This is a genomic window from Vibrio mangrovi (assembly GCF_024346955.1).
GTDB lineage: Bacteria > Pseudomonadota > Gammaproteobacteria > Enterobacterales > Vibrionaceae > Vibrio > Vibrio mangrovi.
The window spans coordinates 372,386-389,029 of the sequence record NZ_AP024883.1 but is presented as its reverse complement, the minus strand read 5'-3'; the positions used below and the strand labels follow the sequence as shown (position 1 = coordinate 389,029).

Genomic DNA, 16,644 nt, shown 5'->3' with positions numbered 1-16,644 from the left:
AGGGTTATCTGTTTGGAATAATGAGTATCTGTTTGATCGCTAACTGATCAGAACGCAGTCGATTCACCCGGCGAATGCTCTCAATGCTGACACCATAATCACTCGCAATCTTACTCAGGTATTCACCACGCCTGACCTGATGTTTCCGCAGGGGTTTATCTTTCAGGCTCACTGTAATTTTCAGTTTCTGTCCAACACTCAATACGGAAGATCTGAGCCTGTTCTCCTTAAGTATTGCATCCACACTCACTTTATATTTGTCTGCAATCAGCCCGAGATACTCACCGGATTTTACTGTGTGGGTAATCACTTCAGTCTCGACCGGGTTCTTAATTTCCGGTACTGAAATCGGACTTGTGTGACTGCTTGGTATCACTAATACCTGCCCGACAGCTAATGCCGACGACTTCAGATGATTTTCACTCCGTAATGTACTCACGCTCACGCCGTATCTCTGAGCAATTACAGACAGAGATTCACCGGACTGGACAACGTGTTTTTTCGCTTTTTTACGGCTGGCAAACAGCGTTCCTTCCGGAGGTGTATCCTCAAAGTAGTTCACCACGGCTTTCGCTATCGCAGATGAAAGCTTGTTCTGATGGCTGCTCTGAAACAGTAAGCGTTCTTCCGTCGGGTTCGATATAAACCCGGTTTCGATAAGAACCGATGGAATATCCGGAGATTTCAGAACCGCCAGGCTTGCATTGACCGGAGCTCTTTTATGTAACCGGGCAACTTTACCCAGTTCTTCCAGAATATCTTTGGCAACCTTATAACCTTCTTTCTGAGAATGGCTGAACTGTAAATCCAGCAAGGTTTGACTGATATTCTTATCATTACTTCTCTTCGCCAAAACCTGCCCGGCGCCACCAAGCAATTCAGACTGCCGTTCATGATCTTCCACCCATTTTGCTATTTCAGTATTTGCCCGGCGAGTATTCAGAACGAAGACAGAAGCCCCTCTGGGCTGCGGAGAGGTAAATGCGTCAGCGTGAATCGAAATCAACAGATGAGCTTTATTCTTTCTGGCAATTTCTGAACGACGGTTCAGGTTGACAAAATAATCACCTTTCCGGGTCAGTACCGCTTTGATGCCCGGAACAGCATTAAGCTGAGCTGCCAGCTTTTTCGCAACACTTAGTGTGGTATTTTTCTCATATTTCCCCTTCGGCCCGATAGAGCCCGGATCCTCACCACCATGACCGGCATCAATCGCTACCACGATATCGGCGTTTCCCCGGTATTGGGAAGCATCTTTAGCAACCTGAGTCGACTGAGATGAAGAGGCCGAATCTGAGGAGTTTTCCTCATGAGGTAAATCAATGACAAGGCGGTGCCCATATTCCTGTTTTGGGGTTGGGGCCAGTTTGAAGATCTGGGGAGAGACTTTCTTCTTCAGTTCGAATACCAGGCGAAAGGTTCCCTGTTTGGGAGGTGAACTTTTTCTGATTTTTTTCAATACGACACTATCACTGACAGAGAATGGAAGCTTGGTTTGCATCCGGGTATCCAACAGGTCAACAACCAGCCGACTCGGGTGGCTCAATGTAAAATAGCTGTAGTGCGCTTCTTCTCCCAGATCGATAACAACACGGGTTTCATCCGGAGAAGGCCAGACTCGAATACCCTTGAGTGAATTAGCCTGAGCAAACTGACTTACCGAAAAGACAGTGAAACACAGAAAAAAATAACAAATAAAGGAATAAAGGTACTTAACGTTTCTCATAACTCCAACTGACTCAGTAACGTTCGTCCATATTCACTGCTTGCAGACAGCACCACAACTCTTCTATCTCCATCATAGCGAATATCTATCTCTATATCAGCCGGAGGTAGCAAACCAGCTCCTTTTTCCGGCCATTCAACCAGACATATCGCATCCGGAGAAAAATAATCCCGGATCCCCATAAATTCCAGTTCTTCAGGATCCGCCAACCGATAGAGATCAAAGTGATAAACTTGCCATTGTTCCAGCTGATAGGGTTCAACCAAAGTGTAAGTCGGACTTTTCACATTGCCCTGGTGGCCTAAAGCCTGAATGAATCCACGACTCAAGGTTGTTTTCCCTGCCCCTAAATCACCGTGTAAATAGAAAGTTGTCTGACGAGAACACATAGAAGCAAGAAGACCTCCCAGTTTCACGGTTTCAGTCTCATCTTTTAATAAAAGTGTTTTCGTCTTCATCTATCCTGTCTCTAATAACCAATAAATTCAATGAAAGGGATTCAGATAGTAAACTGGGTTTGAATCAAGAGACAAGTGTTCTTCTGTAAGGGATTCGAAAAAATATCTCCGGATCATTGATAATTATATCAAACATCACTCACTGGATCTGATCATATGGATCCGTTAAGATCCCGGCCCCATTTTACCGAGTAAGCACCATGGACTATCAGGCATTGGCAGACAAAATAAAGATCTGGGCTCAAGAGCTCGGATTTGAAAAAGTCGGTATCTGTGATGTTGATCTCACTGAGCATGAGGCTGAACTCCAGCGTTGGTTAAATGCAGGGTACCATGGCGACATGGACTGGATGGCTCGTCACGGCATGTTAAGAGCCAGACCTCATGAACTTCATCCGGGAACAGTTCGAGTTATTAGTGTCCGGATGAATTACCTACCACCACTGGCCCTTTTTGCCGGAAATCTGAATACACCCACACATGCTTATATCAGTCGATACGCGTTAGGACGCGATTATCACAAACTGCTCAGAAAGCAGTTGAAAAAGCTGGGAGACAAAATCAGACAAGAAACCGGGGAGCTTAATGACCGTCCTTTTGTTGACTCAGCTCCAATTCTGGAACGCCCTCTTGCTCAAAAATCCGGGCTAGGCTGGACAGGTAAGCATTCGTTGATTCTGGATAAAGAAGCCGGTTCATGGTTTTTTTTAGGCGAGTTACTGATCGATATTCCTCTACCAGTCGATCAACCCAGCCAGAACCAGTGTGGGAGTTGCAGTGCATGTATCACTTCCTGTCCCACCGGAGCTATTATTGCTGACGGTGTTGTCGATGCCAGACGGTGCATCTCCTACCTCACCATTGAATATTCCGGAGTGATCCCCGAAGAGTTCCGTAAAGCAATGGGGAACCGTATATATGGATGCGATGATTGCCAGTTGGTTTGTCCCTGGAACCGATTTTCTTCTCTGACTAACCAGCCGGATTTTCATCGTAGAAATGTTTTTTCTCACCCGGATCTGATCGAACTATTTTCATGGAAGGAAGAAACTTTCTTACAAAATACGGAAGGTTCTGCAATTCGACGTATCGGCCACCAGCAATGGCTAAGAAATATTGCGATTGCCATGGGAAATGCCCCCTACTCTAAAAATATTGTGCTAGCCTTAGAAAAGCGCTTGGGAGAGACAGAATTACTTGATGTACATATTCGATGGGCACTGGAACAGCAGCGGAACTCCCCGGCTGAAAAAGACAGAAAACACGACCGACTGATTCGTATTATTCAGAAGGGACTTCCCAGAGATTCTTAAGCATGCAAGCTCATAAAACTATGGCTTATTTTGACATTAACCCCAAATATTTTAATGTGGAAAAAACTTTCACACTTACATTTTTTGTTTGCAACCGGAAAAGTTAACCACATTACAAAGATATGACAAGGATCAATGCATTAAGAAGGAAAGATCAATCCAAAATGTCAACAACTTTCCTTAAAAACAAAGAAAAACAATACAAAACATACAGTTAGATAAACAAAGCATATCACGCTGCAACTCTGTTATTTTACAAGATCTTTTGCTAATACACTTTTCTGTATAACCAGAAACAGATTACCCACCGAATTATCCACAGCATATAAATTGTGGATAAGTCTGTTAACGAAAATCAGAGATCATATGTGCAACACTGATTTCATCAGGGGTTTTCAGTGCACAGAATAGATAAAACAGCAGTATCTGAAATACCTGTTTGGCTGGACATCATTGTAAGGAGATTATGCTTCACAGCATGAAGAAAGAGCAGTGACAGCAGTCAAGTGTCAACAGAACTGGAGCGACACACGGGGTTCGAACCCGTGACCTCAACCTTGGCAAGGTTGCGCTCTACCAACTGAGCTAGTGTCGCACGACTTACTAAATTATTGGTTGCGGGGGCCGGATTTGAACCGACGACCTTCGGGTTATGAGCCCGACGAGCTACCAAGCTGCTCCACCCCGCGTCCGTGATATTACCACTTGTGTGATAATATAAACTCTGGAGCGACACACGGGGTTCGAACCCGTGACCTCAACCTTGGCAAGGTTGCGCTCTACCAACTGAGCTAGTGTCGCATATCACTGACTAAGTGAATTGGTTGCGGGAGCCGGATTTGAACCGACGACCTTCGGGTTATGAGCCCGACGAGCTACCAAGCTGCTCCATCCCGCGTCCATACTATCATTATTCAATAATGATAAATTTTGGAGCGACACACGGGGTTCGAACCCGTGACCTCAACCTTGGCAAGGTTGCGCTCTACCAACTGAGCTAGTGTCGCGTAAAACAACGCTTTACGTCGTTTAGGGCTGCGAATTATAAGAGCATTTTTTTCTGATGCAAGCTTTTCATCTAAAAAAATTGAGTTTTTTTTCAGATTGCGGAAAAAGCAACCAATCCTGAATCATACCCGCTTTAAAAGCATTCAAATCGTCAATATTGTCTTTCGGTAGTATTGAAGTTCAGCAATCGATTCCCGGATATCATCCAGAGCCTGATGGCTTCCCTGTTTTTGGAATCCATCTAAGATTTCAGGCTTCCAGCGTTTTGTCAGTTCTTTCAGGGTACTGACATCCAGGTAACGATAATGGAAATAATCTTCCAGTTCAGGCATATACTTCACCAGAAAACGGCGATCCTGACCGATACTATTTCCACATATCGGGGATTCCCCCTTCGGCACCCACTGTTCTAAAAACTGTATGGTCAGCCGGACCGCATCCTCTTCGGTAACCTGACTTTGCCGAACCCGTTCAACCAAGCCACTTTTGGTATGCGTTGTCACACACCATTCGTCCATTTTTGCCAACTCATTTTCTGGTTGATGGACAGCAAGCACCGGGCCTTCAGCCAAAATATTCAGTTCACTATCTGTCACAATTGTGGCGATTTCAATAATCTTGTGCACTTCCGGATCGAGACCTGTCATCTCTAAATCAATCCAAATCAGATTTTGATCATTTAAAGCCATTACACTTACCTGTATAGGTTTGATAATAAAAAAGGTACTATACCCAAATTATACCCGGTGAGATAGTTTGAACCAACGGACTCTGTCAGTCATATCAGAGGTTCATACATCTTCGCTTTAACACAGTGAAAGTAACAATTGTGGGAAAAAGGAAAAAGTTAACCAAAGGCCAGGTCCGCCGTGTTCGCCATAACCAAACCAAGCGCTTAAAACAAGATATAGCGCCGGAATGGGATGAATCCATGCTAGGTTCAGCCAAGCAGGGACTCGTTATTAGCCGGTTTGGTCAACACGCTGACATTGAAGACCAGGATACGCAGGAAATCCATCGGTGCAACCTGCGCCGGGGGATTGAGACCCTTGTCTCTGGTGATCGGGTGATCTGGCGCAGCGGACTGGAGACAATGGCGGGAATATCCGGCGTTGTTGAAGCAGTCGAACCAAGACATTCGATCCTGACCCGGCCAGACTATTATGATGGGCTCAAACCTGTTGCAGCCAATATTGATCAAATCATTATTGTGTCATCTGTACTGCCGGAATTGTCATTAAACATTATCGATCGGTACCTGATCGTAGCAGAAACACTTAAGATCAAACCACTTCTGGTCCTGAACAAGATCGATCTGTTGTCCTCAGAACAGAGAGAGGAATTCGGGAACTGGCTGGACATTTATAAAGATCTTGGCTATCCGTCTCTTTTTGTCAGCCGGAAAACGGGTGAAGGTATCGAGCAACTCGAATCCTTTCTGCAAGATAAGATCAATGTATTTGTCGGTCAGTCCGGAGTCGGAAAATCCAGCCTGGTCAATGCCATCTTGCCGGATCTGACTGAAGTCATCGAAGAGGGTGAGGTTTCTGAAAATTCAGGACTTGGGCAGCACACAACCACTGCAGCACGGCTTTATCATATTCCGACAGGTGGAGATCTGATTGATTCTCCCGGAGTCAGAGAATTTGGTCTATGGCATCTGACAGCGGAAGAAATTACTCAGGCTTATGTCGAATTTCGTCCCTATTTAGGTGGATGTAAATTCCGGGATTGCAAACATGATGATGACCCCGGATGTATTATTCGTGAAGCGGTAAACAGCGGAGATATCAGCGAAATCCGATATGAAAACTATCATCGTATTCTTGAAAGCATGACCGAACATAAGGCAAACCGGCAGTATTCACGCAATAAAAAAGCAGACTTGTGAGATCGTTATTGCTGACATCCTTATGGATATTCAGTAACATCCCGCGGTTTAATTGATATGAAGTCTCTGAGACTGGATAAGATCATGGATAAATTTAAAATTGGATTACAATACTGGTTACCTCAGCACGCGCTCACACGGCTGATGGGAAAACTAGCTTCAGCAAAAGCCGGGGTTCTGACAACTTCAGTTATCCGCTGGTTTATCAGACACTATCAGGTCAACATGCATGAAGCCTTTCACACGGATCCGTCTTATTTTAAGACTTTCAATGACTTTTTCGTCCGAGAGCTCAAACCAGAAGCCAGACCGATCGTAGATGGAGAAGATGTCTTAGTCTTCCCTGCGGACGCATGTATCAGTCAATTTGGTCCAATCATGGACGGCCAACTGATTCAGGCAAAAGGACATACATATTCCGCATTGGAACTGCTGGGTGGCGATCCTGAACTGGCGGAACAGTTTACGGATGGTGGATTTGCAACACTATATTTATCTCCGCGTGATTATCACCGGGTTCATATGCCCTGTGATGGTATTCTGCGGCAAATGATTTATATCCCGGGAGATCTGTTTTCGGTCAATCCTCTTACTGCCGAAAACGTCCCTAACCTGTTTGCCAGAAATGAAAGAGTCGTATGTATTTTCGATACACCATTCGGACCTTTGGCTCAAATTCTGGTCGGTGCAACAATTGTCGGCAGTATTGAATGTGTCTGGGCAGGCTGTGTCACGCCACCGCGTGGCAATAGCATTTACCGCTGGGATTATCCATCAGAAGGAGACAAGGCTATCACGCTGAAAAAAGGTCAGGAGATGGGACGCTTTAAACTCGGCTCGACAGTCATCAATTTATTTGCAAAAGATCAGATCCGTTTTGATGATGCGATGGATGTAACACTTCCAACCTTAATGGGTGGAGCATACGCACACAGAAAGTAAGTTCGATCTGAAACATATACCCGGTTTATCCTGTTAGCCGGGTATATTGCTTTCGATATTTGCCCCACAAGCCCCTGCCATTTGTTGTTACAAAATATATTTCCTATGATTTTGAACCTCAGGTCACATCCTTAAAGACTGAATCTCAAAAATATTAACTCTCTCCAAGACCGAGCCCCGTCTATAAATTATCCTAATATATAGATTCCAATTATGGGTGTCGTTTATGAAAACAATCGATATCAAGAAGCTGACTAAATTACTCTTCTGTTTCCTTCCGCCTCTCATTCTGCTATGGGTACCGATTGATGCGATACCGATCCCGGAGATGACTCTGATCCAGCACCGGCTCCTTGCTATTTTTCTGCTGGCTGCTCTATTGTGGATTCTGGAACCAGTCCCTGTTTTCGCAACCTCAATACTAATCATTACACTTGAACTGATCATGATTTCAAATAAGGGGTTACACTGGTTCAGAAATCCTCCGGAAGGCCATACTTTCGGAAAACTCATTCCCTATACAGATATTTTCAGCGCTTTTTCTTCTCCAATCATCATCTTGTTCATGGGAGGATTTGCTCTGGCAATCGCAGCATCTAAATACGAGCTGGACAACAATCTGGCACGAGTACTTCTGAAGCCGTTCGGTACGCAACCGAAATTCATTATGCTGGGTTTAATGCTCATCACAGCCTGTTTCTCAATGTTTATGTCCAATACAGCTACAACCGTCATGATGCTGGCTCTGTTAGGGCCAATTGTTGCGTCAGCTCAGCCGGGGGATAAAGGAGTCAAAGCGCTGGTACTCTGTATCCCGATTGCTGCCAACACAGGTGGGATTGCCACTCCTATCGGGACACCGCCAAATGCGATTGCACTACAATATCTGACCGGAGATAACAGTATCAGCTTCTTCTCCTGGATGATGATGGGGCTACCTTTTGTTCTGGTACAGATGACTATCGCATGGTTTCTGCTGCAAAAATTTTTCCCGTCAGCCCAAAGTCATCTCACGCTGAATCTCGAAGGCCGTTTCAAAACCACATGGCGGGCCATGACCGTCTATATTACTTTTGCAGTCACGATTCTGTTGTGGATGACGACGTCTTTACACGGTATGAATACCTATGTTGTAGCTATCATACCGTTGGCAGTGTTCACTCTCACCGGAATTATGGGTAAAAATGAGCTCAAGCAGATCAACTGGGATGTACTCTGGCTGGTGGCCGGAGGGATCGCCATTGGAATCGGTCTGGAAAAAACCGGGCTGGCTAAAGCATTAGCTCATTCAATCGATTATCAGAACTTATCTCCGATGGCGGTTGTTATTTCTTTGTCTCTGGTGTGCTGGGTGATGGCAAACTTTATGTCCAACACCGCGACAGCAAACCTACTGATGCCTATTGCTGCGGCCATCGGCAGCTCTATGACCAGTCTACTGGAAATCGGAGGATTGCAGGGACTTCTGGTTGTGGTGGCATTTTCAGCCTCTCTTGGCATGATATTACCGGTATCGACACCACCAAATTCATTGGCTTATTCGACCGGTTTAATTGAAAGCAAAGATATGGCAAAAACCGGTGTTCTCATTGGTATCATTGGACTGAGCATTGTCTATACGGCATCATGGATTCTGACCTGACGGTAGTGAATGACACAGAATTGGATACTTTTCTCCCTTTGTCTCACTGACATGTTGCCCTTATGTTCAGGGTAACATGTCTTCCCGTCAGCAAGTGCAAGACTCTTTGATATAAGCATCATAAACCACTTTGTTTTCATATCAGCTTCAGGCATATTGATGCGCTATTTTACCGCGTTCAATGCAGAGTCATACATATGGGTTACGAGTGGTTAGCACTAGCTGCTGCTTTTTTATGGGCAATTGCCAGTATACTTTCTGTCACACCGGCCAGGCATCTGGGAACATTCTCCTATAGCCGTTGGCGAATGGGCTGTACTTCGGTCATGCTGGGTTCGCTTGCTATCCTGACGTCAGGATGGTCTACGGTCGAATCCGAACATATTCTCCCGATGATGCTCTCCGGTTTTATCGGTATTTTCATTGGTGATACTGCACTATTTGCCTGCTTTAATCGTATGGGGCCCAGACAAGCAGGATTATTGTTCTCCTGTCATGCCGTTTTCTCAGCCATACTTGGCTATTTTCTGTTTCATGAAACCATGACCACCTGGGAACTGCTTGGTTCGGCTCTCGTTTTCAGCGGAGTGGTTATTGCAATATTCTTCAGAAAATCCCAGCCGGGAACACTCGAAACTGTTCATGGCAATCTGTGGATTGGGGTATTTCTCGGACTACTTGCTGCTTTATGTCAGGCTCTGGGAGGAATTTTAGCTAAACCAGTGATGCAAACATCTGTTGACCCAATTGCAGCTTCAGCACTACGCATGATTTCTGCCTTTATGGCCCACAGCATTTTCTTTATCTCTGGGGCTCGGATCGCAAAACCAATCCAAGCGATGAATCGTAAGATATTTTCGGCAACATTGCTCAACGCTTTTCTTGCAATGGCCCTGGGAATGACACTGATCCTGTACGCACTCAGAGATGGTAATGTCGGTATGGTTGCCTTACTCTCTTCAACAACACCGATTATGTTGCTACCGGTTTTATGGTTTTATACGAAACAACGCCCAAGCCGGTTCGCCTGGGCCGGAGCTATTATTGCAGTCCTCGGGACAGGGATGCTGGTGTACTGACAGCTGTACAAAAAACAACAAAATAAAAATAGTGTGAGTTACCCTCTGTAAGGTAGTATGGATTGAATTGATAGGGAGAATCATTGATCTTAACCCTAATCACGTGCCATAAAATGTAGTAAAATTACGTTAGTTTTTTAATTTATATTTGAATTTGACGAGGTCATCACTATGTCATCAAAGAAGCCAATGGCTCTGGTCATTCTTGACGGTTGGGGTTACCGTGAAGACAACGCAAGCAACGCGATTAACAATGCAAATACACCGGTTCTGGATAGTCTGGTAGAAAATCATCCTCATACACTCATTTCTGCCTCTGGATTGGATGTCGGTTTGCCGGATGGTCAAATGGGTAATTCTGAAGTTGGCCATACCAATATCGGTGCAGGCCGGATCGTTTATCAGGATCTCACCCGGATTACCAAAGCAATTGCCGATGGTGATTTCCAGACCAATGAAACACTGGTCACAGCTATCGACAAAGCTGTTGCCGCAGGGAAAGCTGTTCACCTGATGGGATTGATGTCTCCGGGTGGTGTGCATTCTCATGAAGATCATATTTATGCTGCGGTTGAACTGGCAGCTGCTCGCGGCGCAGAAAAAATCTATCTGCACTGTTTCCTTGATGGTCGTGATACACCACCACGCAGCGCTGAAGACTCACTAAAACGATTTGATGAGCTATTCGCTAAACTGGGTAAAGGTCGTATTGCTTCCTTAGTTGGTCGTTATTATGCAATGGACCGTGACAACAACTGGGATCGGGTACAAAAAGCCTATGACCTGCTGACTCAGGCAAAAAGCGAATTCACTTATGATAATGCAGTAACTGCTCTGGAAGCTGCTTATGCCCGGGAAGAAAACGACGAGTTTGTTCAGGCAACTGTGATTCAGGCTGCCGGAGAAGCATCAGCGGCAATCGAAGATGGCGATACCATTCTGTTTATGAATTATCGTGCTGACCGTGCCCGTGAAATTACTCGGACTTTTGTTGCGGACTTCGCTGGTTTTGAGCGTGAAAAATTCCCGGCTGTTGAATTTGTGATGCTGACTCAATATGCAGCAGATATCCCGCTCAACAGCGCCTACCCACCAGAAATGCTGACAAACACCTATGGTGAGTGGCTGTCTAAGTCTGGAAAAACTCAACTACGTATTTCAGAAACAGAGAAATACGCACACGTTACTTTCTTCTTCAACGGCGGCGTAGAGACTGAATTTGAAGGTGAAGAGCGTCAGTTGGTCGCTTCCCCCAAAGTAGCAACTTATGATCTACAGCCAGAGATGAGTTCTGAAGAGCTGACTGACAAGCTGGTTGCTGCTATCCGCTCGGGTAAATATGATGCAATCATTTGTAACTATCCGAATGGTGACATGGTGGGTCATACTGGCGTATACGATGCAGCTGTCCAAGCCTGTGAAGCTGTCGATAAATGCATTGGCCGTATTGTCGAGGCTATCAAAGAAGTTGACGGGCAACTGCTTATTACTGCAGACCACGGGAATGCCGAAATGATGGTGAACCCGGAAACCGGTGGCACTCATACTGCACATACCAATCTGCCGGTACCACTGATTTATGTGGGTAATCAGGATATCCAGTTAAAAGCCGACGGCAAACTTTCTGATCTTGCGCCAACAATGCTGGCATTGACTGAGACAGCTATCCCTGAAGAAATGTCCGGAAAAGTATTGTTTTAAGAGCCTGAACTGAATTGCAATAAATTTCAGTCAAGTCTGGAACAAAGGAACAGCCCTGCATAGCTTTGATATGCAGGGCTGTTATTTTTAGAGCCAGAGAAAATTTTTTGCATTTGAATGTCGTGGCATCCTACTGTTTCTGTATACTGGAAGACATCTTCTTAAATTAATTATCACACAAAAACATGGTGCAGGTTTTCACGATTCGATTTATCACTCTTTCGCGCTATTTAAAGCTGCGTCATATTGCCGTGTTATTCATGACACTATTGGTCCATATCTCCGGCTACGCCGCATCTAAACAAGAATTGCAAGGAGTCAAAAATGAAATATCCCGGCAACAGCAATCTCTTGATTCTCAATCGAAACAACTGGATAACCTACAAAATACATTGAAAACTCAGGAACTGGATATTGTCTCGCTAGAGAAACAGATTTCTCAAACCCAAAGTAATCTTAAGCGTTCGAATAACAATCTGGCTCAGTTGGAAAATCGCATTAAAAGTCTGGAACAGCAACGGCAAACACAGTCAGACCGGCTAAAACAACTACTCCATACATACTACATCACCCGGCGGGAGAATAATGTCTCGGATCTGCTTAAAGATGATGCAGACGAAGATAGAATCAGCCAGTACTATCAGCATCTGGCACAGGCACGTTCGCAGGCTATTCAGGAATTAGAACAGACGAAACAGCAGCTAGACCAACATGAGTCACAATTGACACGGGAGCAGAAGCAAATTCAGTCGCTGCTCACTCAACAGACTCAGAAACACCGCCAGCTCAAACAGGCTCAGCAAAAGCGTAAGCAAACGGTCAGTAAAATTCGCTCGAGTATATCCAGTGACAAAAACTACTTAGCTGAGTTACAACGCAATGAGTCCAGACTCAAAGCAGAAATAGCCAAAGCAGCTAAACGTAATCAGATTCCGATGAATGGATTCTCGCAACAAAGAGGCAAGCTTCCCTGGCCATTACAAGGAAAATTACTGCACCGTTTCGGCACCCATCAGAGTGGTCAGATTAACTGGAAAGGCATCGTGATCAACGCAACATACGGGCAAGCGGTGAAAGCCGTTTATCCCGGAAGTGTCGTATTTTCTGACTACCTGCGAGGATATGGATTAGTTGTGCTACTTGATCACGGTCAGGGTGATATGACTTTGTATGGATTTAACCAGACACTCCTCAAAAAAGAAGGTGACAAAGTCACCGCTGGAGAAACGATCGCTCTTGCCGGAGACACCGGCGGTCAGCCAGTACCTTCTCTCTATTTTGAAGTTCGCAGAAATAGCAAAGCCTCAAATCCACTTCGCTGGTTGCAATAAACGACAAAGTGAATTGTGAGGCTGACTCATAATGGATTGCATTATGCGTGCATTGCTCTGACACCATCTTCCAGAAGTTGTAATTGCTCTGCCCCGGCAGGTGTTGCTCTGGGCTTGACTGCCGCAATCACATGCAGCATTCCCTGATGAATGACTTCTTCTGTCACTTGTGCTTTTAAAGACATCGTTGAACGGTAATTCAGCCAGCTCGCAGTAATCATATGAAGGGTCGTCACGAAAGACTGCATCTCAGATTCAGGAACCTCAAGCAGCTCCATCTCGATAAAACTACTGATAATACTCACTAAGTTACGTCTCAGCTTCTCCTGTACACGTATATAAGATCCATGTAACACTTCGTCTCTTTGCAGAATATCCGGCAAATTGGCATAGAAAAAGCGGTATTTCCACATCAGCGTGAAAATAGAATCTAAATAGTGCTTCAACAGTGACAAACTCTCTTTTTGCCCATGTGGTGGAGCAAAACGTTCAAGCAATTCACTAGAATAAAGCTCAAATATTGCTCTGACTATTTCTTGCTTATTCCGGAAATGGTAATACAGATTTCCCGGACTAATTTGGATATGGGCAGCAATATGATTGGTTGTTACGGTGCGCTCACCCTGCTCATTAAAAAGCTCCAATGCTGCAAAAATAATTCTATCTTTCGTTTTCATACCCGACATAATTCAATCAAGTTCCACATACTTTATGTCATTACACTGAGATAAATGTAACCACAACAGCTTTTATGTTATTTGTGATAAGGCACAGAAAGTTCATGAACAGCATTCACAAAAATATCTACATTTTCAGGTGGCACATCCAAGTGAATACCATGTCCCAGATTAAATACATGACCACTACCTTCACCGAATCCGGCAAGGATTTGTGCCACTTCATCCTGAATACGTGGTGCCGGAGCGTATAAAATGGAAGGATCCATATTTCCCTGAAGAGCAACCCGTTCACCAACACGTGCTTTTGCATCTTCAATATTGATAGTCCAGTCGAGCCCGATAGCATCACAGCCTGTTGCTGCAATATGTTCCAGCCACATTCCTCCATTTTTGGTAAAGAGTGTCACAGGGACTTTATATCCTTCGTGTTCTTTGATCAGACCATCAACGATTTTGTGCATATAGTGAAGGGAAAAATCCCGATAATCACGAGGTGTCAGCACACCACCCCATGTATCAAAAACCATGATTGACTGAGCTCCGGCCTTGATTTGTGCATTCAGATACAAAATGACACTTTCTGCCAGTTTATCCAGCAGAGCATGTAACGTTTTGGGCTCGGCATACATCATCTTCTTAATTTTCGTAAATGCTTTCGAGCTGCCACCTTCCACCATGTAAGTTGCCAGTGTCCACGGGCTACCGGAGAATCCGATAAGTGGAACTTCCCCCTGTAGATCATGACGAATCTGACGTACGGCATTCATTACATATTGCAGTTCACCTTCAGGATCCGGAATTCCTATTTTATCAACATCAGCCCGGCTTTGTATCGGGTGGGTAAATTTAGGTCCCTCACCAGCTTCAAAATAAAGCCCGAGTCCCATTGCATCGGGGATCGTTAGAATATCGGAAAACAGAATTGCAGCATCAAGAGGAAAACGCCGAAGTGGTTGCAGTGTGACTTCAGAAGCCAGTTCAGGATTTTTACATAAAGTCATGAAATCTCCTGCCTGAGCTCTGACTTCCCGGTACTCAGGTAAATAACGTCCTGCCTGGCGCATCATCCATACAGGTGTACGATCAACCGGCTGTCTCAACAGAGCACGCAGATAACGGTCATTCTTTAATTTAGTCATTTTAAGTCTTCCAAATCAGGGCTTTTATCTTTCAGAAAAATGATATCTTTATCACTTATATACCAAATAAATGTTATTTCTTTGCAAGCAAGATCATGTTCCTGGCGAAAATAAAACCAGATTATTTGCAATAATGAGGCATAAATGTTAAAAATTTGTTCGCTAGCGAAAACTACTAATAATTAACATGAGTACTTGATACTCAACATCTCATAACGACATCTTACTTACCCCCTCCGTTTCGGAGGGTTTTTTTTATTATACGGATTAAGCACACGTAGAGTGAATATCCTCCAGTGTCTGCTCAATCAATGCTCTGGCGATCGTTCCTTGCGGTGCAACCTCCGGCATGTTATCCGGAGAAAACCAGTTTGCATGGCTGATTTCGTTCTCATCAATCCGAATATCTCCCGATGCATAATCAGCCAGGAAAGCAACCATCATACTTGATGGGAAAGCCCAGGGCTGGCTACCAAAATATCGGATATTTTTCACCTGAATCCCAGTTTCCTCATAGACTTCACGCGCAACAGTATGCTCTAAAGTTTCCCCGGCTTCGACAAACCCGGCAATAACGGTATACATTCCTCCCTGATGCCGGGCATGCTGTGCCAGAAGAATCTCACTTTCCCGACGAACAGCAACAATAATACACGGAAAAATCCGAGGATAGTGGATTGTTCTGCATTCATGACACTGCATCGCCAACTCCCGGTGATGAAAATGATTTCTGCCGCCACACTGGGCGCAAAAACGTTGCGTCTGTGTCATGTGACCATACTGGACGGCCTTGCTTGCAGCAAGAAACAATGGTTCTTTAATATGCAGTAAGGTTCTTAGAGATGACATCGGTAAACGCTGCTCCAGATCCGCTTCATTCAACCAGAATACCGGGTGACCATCATAGTCGGTAAGTTTAATTGCTTTATCTTCGGGAAGGGATAACTGGTGTGCAGAGCCAAAGGGTAACATGTTGTCCACAGTCCAGAGATCTGTTCCTGAAACAACGCACCAATAAGCGTTTCTGACATCACTATTTTTCAACATGATCACTCCTATATCCTTGCAGTCCGGCTATTTTGCTGGCAATCTAGTTTCATACCAGAGTGGGAAGTGTACCATGTTATAACCCTCTCGTATGAATAAGATATTGTGTCTACAGACACAACTGCCAAAGCAGGATCTCCCTACGGGGATCAGATCATGAGGGCATGGCCATGCTTAAAAAATTCAAAAGAATACAAGAGCAGTGGGGAGGTTCCAGTGATGTTATTGACCACTGGTTAGACTCCCGACAAACTTTGCTCGTCAAATACTGTAAACTCGCTGCATTACAACCTTGCGCTTCCAAATCCGCACTTAGTGAACTCCCTTCAACCGCCGAAATTCATGACTTTTGCCAAAAGCTTGTGGACTACATTTCAACCGGACACTTCAAAATCTATGATACGGTAAAGGCCAAGTGGGAGTCGACCGGATTCACAGCCACTGATGAGATTAATCAGACCTACTTTTCAATCATTGAAACCACCGATCCATTACTCAATTTTGCAGATAAATATCTGGATATCAAAGATGATGAACATCTGGAGAATTTTGACCGGGATTTATCTCATCTGGGAGAAACATTAGAAGTTCGCTTCGAAGTAGAAGATCAGTTGATACAGTTAATTGCCGATAGCCTGTCCGTCCCACCGGGAGCATAAAGAATAAAATCGAGTCCGGAACACTCTT

At 44.6% G+C, this 16,644-nt stretch carries 14 protein-coding genes and 5 tRNA genes; 8 read left to right on the top strand and 11 right to left on the bottom strand.

The annotated features are described in order from the left end of the window. Positions 1 to 4: 4 nt before the first annotated feature. On the bottom strand, positions 5 to 1,726 hold the full coding sequence (locus OCU74_RS01760) for an N-acetylmuramoyl-L-alanine amidase (RefSeq protein ID WP_087481473.1): 1,722 nt from the start codon (positions 1,724 to 1,726) through the stop codon (positions 5 to 7). Further along, complete coding sequence (tsaE, locus tag OCU74_RS01755) at positions 1,723 to 2,184, bottom strand: tRNA (adenosine(37)-N6)-threonylcarbamoyltransferase complex ATPase subunit type 1 TsaE (RefSeq protein ID WP_087481474.1); 462 nt, start codon at positions 2,182 to 2,184, stop codon at positions 1,723 to 1,725. Before tsaE ends, OCU74_RS01760 begins: the two co-directional genes overlap by 4 nt. Positions 2,185 to 2,384: 200 nt before the next feature. Here tsaE and queG point away from each other — a divergent pair, with 200 nt between their 5' ends. After that, positions 2,385 to 3,497 (top strand): tRNA epoxyqueuosine(34) reductase QueG, encoded by a 1,113-nt coding sequence (gene queG / locus OCU74_RS01750; RefSeq protein ID WP_087481475.1) that lies wholly within the window; start codon positions 2,385 to 2,387, stop codon positions 3,495 to 3,497. A 519-nt stretch (positions 3,498 to 4,016) separates the two neighbouring features. Here queG and OCU74_RS01745 read toward each other — a convergent pair. The 6 genes from OCU74_RS01745 to orn form a co-directional block, all read right to left on the bottom strand. After that, a tRNA-Gly gene (locus OCU74_RS01745) sits at positions 4,017 to 4,092 on the bottom strand. Positions 4,093 to 4,109: 17 nt separating this feature from the next. After that, positions 4,110 to 4,186, bottom strand: a tRNA-Met gene (locus tag OCU74_RS01740). Between the two features lie 36 nt (positions 4,187 to 4,222). Further along, a tRNA-Gly gene (locus OCU74_RS01735) sits at positions 4,223 to 4,298 on the bottom strand. A 20-nt stretch (positions 4,299 to 4,318) separates the two neighbouring features. Further along, positions 4,319 to 4,395, bottom strand: a tRNA-Met gene (locus OCU74_RS01730). A 33-nt stretch (positions 4,396 to 4,428) separates the two neighbouring features. Continuing rightward, a tRNA-Gly gene (locus OCU74_RS01725) sits at positions 4,429 to 4,504 on the bottom strand. 144 nt (positions 4,505 to 4,648) lie between these two features. Continuing rightward, positions 4,649 to 5,194 carry an oligoribonuclease gene (orn, locus tag OCU74_RS01720; RefSeq protein ID WP_087481476.1) on the bottom strand — a complete coding sequence of 182 codons (546 nt, stop codon included), beginning with the start codon at positions 5,192 to 5,194 and terminating at the stop codon, positions 4,649 to 4,651. Positions 5,195 to 5,334: 140 nt separating this feature from the next. Here orn and rsgA point away from each other — a divergent pair, with 140 nt between their 5' ends. From rsgA to OCU74_RS01690, 6 genes are all read left to right on the top strand, one after another. Further along, positions 5,335 to 6,396 carry a small ribosomal subunit biogenesis GTPase RsgA gene (rsgA, locus tag OCU74_RS01715; RefSeq protein ID WP_087481477.1) on the top strand — a complete coding sequence of 354 codons (1,062 nt, stop codon included), beginning with the start codon at positions 5,335 to 5,337 and terminating at the stop codon, positions 6,394 to 6,396. An 84-nt stretch (positions 6,397 to 6,480) separates the two neighbouring features. After that, a complete protein-coding gene (asd, locus tag OCU74_RS01710; protein WP_087481659.1) occupies positions 6,481 to 7,338 on the top strand; it encodes an archaetidylserine decarboxylase in 858 nt (285 codons plus the stop codon). 226 nt (positions 7,339 to 7,564) lie between these two features. Next, the gene (locus OCU74_RS01705; RefSeq protein ID WP_087481478.1) at positions 7,565 to 8,980 is read left to right on the top strand and encodes an SLC13 family permease; all 1,416 of its coding nucleotides are present in this window, start codon (positions 7,565 to 7,567) and stop codon (positions 8,978 to 8,980) included. Between the two features lie 197 nt (positions 8,981 to 9,177). Then, positions 9,178 to 10,059, top strand: a complete 882-nt coding sequence (locus tag OCU74_RS01700) for a DMT family transporter (protein WP_087481479.1) — start codon at positions 9,178 to 9,180, stop codon at positions 10,057 to 10,059. A 171-nt stretch (positions 10,060 to 10,230) separates the two neighbouring features. Then, entirely contained in the window at positions 10,231 to 11,760 is a 1,530-nt protein-coding gene (gpmM, locus tag OCU74_RS01695) for a 2,3-bisphosphoglycerate-independent phosphoglycerate mutase (protein WP_087481480.1), read from the top strand. A 260-nt stretch (positions 11,761 to 12,020) separates the two neighbouring features. Continuing rightward, positions 12,021 to 13,091: a murein hydrolase activator EnvC family protein gene (locus tag OCU74_RS01690; protein WP_234993598.1), complete on the top strand. Its 1,071-nt coding sequence runs from the start codon at positions 12,021 to 12,023 to the stop codon at positions 13,089 to 13,091. 41 nt (positions 13,092 to 13,132) lie between these two features. Here OCU74_RS01690 and OCU74_RS01685 read toward each other — a convergent pair whose 3' ends face one another. The 3 genes from OCU74_RS01685 to nudC all read right to left on the bottom strand — a co-directional run bounded on the left by OCU74_RS01685 (position 13,133) and on the right by nudC (position 15,957). Next, a complete protein-coding gene (locus OCU74_RS01685; protein WP_087481660.1) occupies positions 13,133 to 13,768 on the bottom strand; it encodes a TetR/AcrR family transcriptional regulator in 636 nt (211 codons plus the stop codon). 77 nt (positions 13,769 to 13,845) lie between these two features. Then, on the bottom strand, positions 13,846 to 14,910 hold the full coding sequence (gene hemE, locus OCU74_RS01680) for a uroporphyrinogen decarboxylase (protein ID WP_087481482.1): 1,065 nt from the start codon (positions 14,908 to 14,910) through the stop codon (positions 13,846 to 13,848). Between the two features lie 267 nt (positions 14,911 to 15,177). After that, positions 15,178 to 15,957, bottom strand: a complete 780-nt coding sequence (nudC, locus tag OCU74_RS01675; protein ID WP_200807744.1) for an NAD(+) diphosphatase — start codon at positions 15,955 to 15,957, stop codon at positions 15,178 to 15,180. 170 nt (positions 15,958 to 16,127) lie between these two features. On the opposite strand from nudC, the gene rsd reads away from it, so the two are divergent. After that, a complete protein-coding gene (gene rsd / locus OCU74_RS01670; RefSeq protein ID WP_200807745.1) occupies positions 16,128 to 16,616 on the top strand; it encodes a sigma D regulator in 489 nt (162 codons plus the stop codon). The last annotated feature ends 28 nt before the right edge of the window (positions 16,617 to 16,644 follow it).

Bases quoted from the DNA above. Each gene is read 5' to 3' on its own strand.
- tsaE (WP_087481474.1), bottom strand. From the start codon at position 2,184: ATGAAGACGAAAACACTTTTATTAAAAGATGAGACTGAAACCGTGAAA.
- OCU74_RS01760 (WP_087481473.1), bottom strand. From the start codon at position 1,726: ATGAGAAACGTTAAGTACCTTTATTCCTTTATTTGTTATTTTTTTCTG.
- asd (WP_087481659.1), top strand. From the start codon at position 6,481: ATGGATAAATTTAAAATTGGATTACAATACTGGTTACCTCAGCACGCG.
- gpmM (WP_087481480.1), top strand. From the start codon at position 10,231: ATGTCATCAAAGAAGCCAATGGCTCTGGTCATTCTTGACGGTTGGGGT.
- nudC (WP_200807744.1), bottom strand. From the start codon at position 15,957: ATGTTGAAAAATAGTGATGTCAGAAACGCTTATTGGTGCGTTGTTTCA.
- rsd (WP_200807745.1), top strand. From the start codon at position 16,128: ATGCTTAAAAAATTCAAAAGAATACAAGAGCAGTGGGGAGGTTCCAGT.
- hemE (WP_087481482.1), bottom strand. From the start codon at position 14,910: ATGACTAAATTAAAGAATGACCGTTATCTGCGTGCTCTGTTGAGACAG.
- queG (WP_087481475.1), top strand. From the start codon at position 2,385: ATGGACTATCAGGCATTGGCAGACAAAATAAAGATCTGGGCTCAAGAG.
- OCU74_RS01685 (WP_087481660.1), bottom strand. From the start codon at position 13,768: ATGAAAACGAAAGATAGAATTATTTTTGCAGCATTGGAGCTTTTTAAT.
- OCU74_RS01690 (WP_234993598.1), top strand. From the start codon at position 12,021: ATGACACTATTGGTCCATATCTCCGGCTACGCCGCATCTAAACAAGAA.
- OCU74_RS01700 (WP_087481479.1), top strand. From the start codon at position 9,178: ATGGGTTACGAGTGGTTAGCACTAGCTGCTGCTTTTTTATGGGCAATT.
- OCU74_RS01705 (WP_087481478.1), top strand. From the start codon at position 7,565: ATGAAAACAATCGATATCAAGAAGCTGACTAAATTACTCTTCTGTTTC.
- orn (WP_087481476.1), bottom strand. From the start codon at position 5,194: ATGGCTTTAAATGATCAAAATCTGATTTGGATTGATTTAGAGATGACA.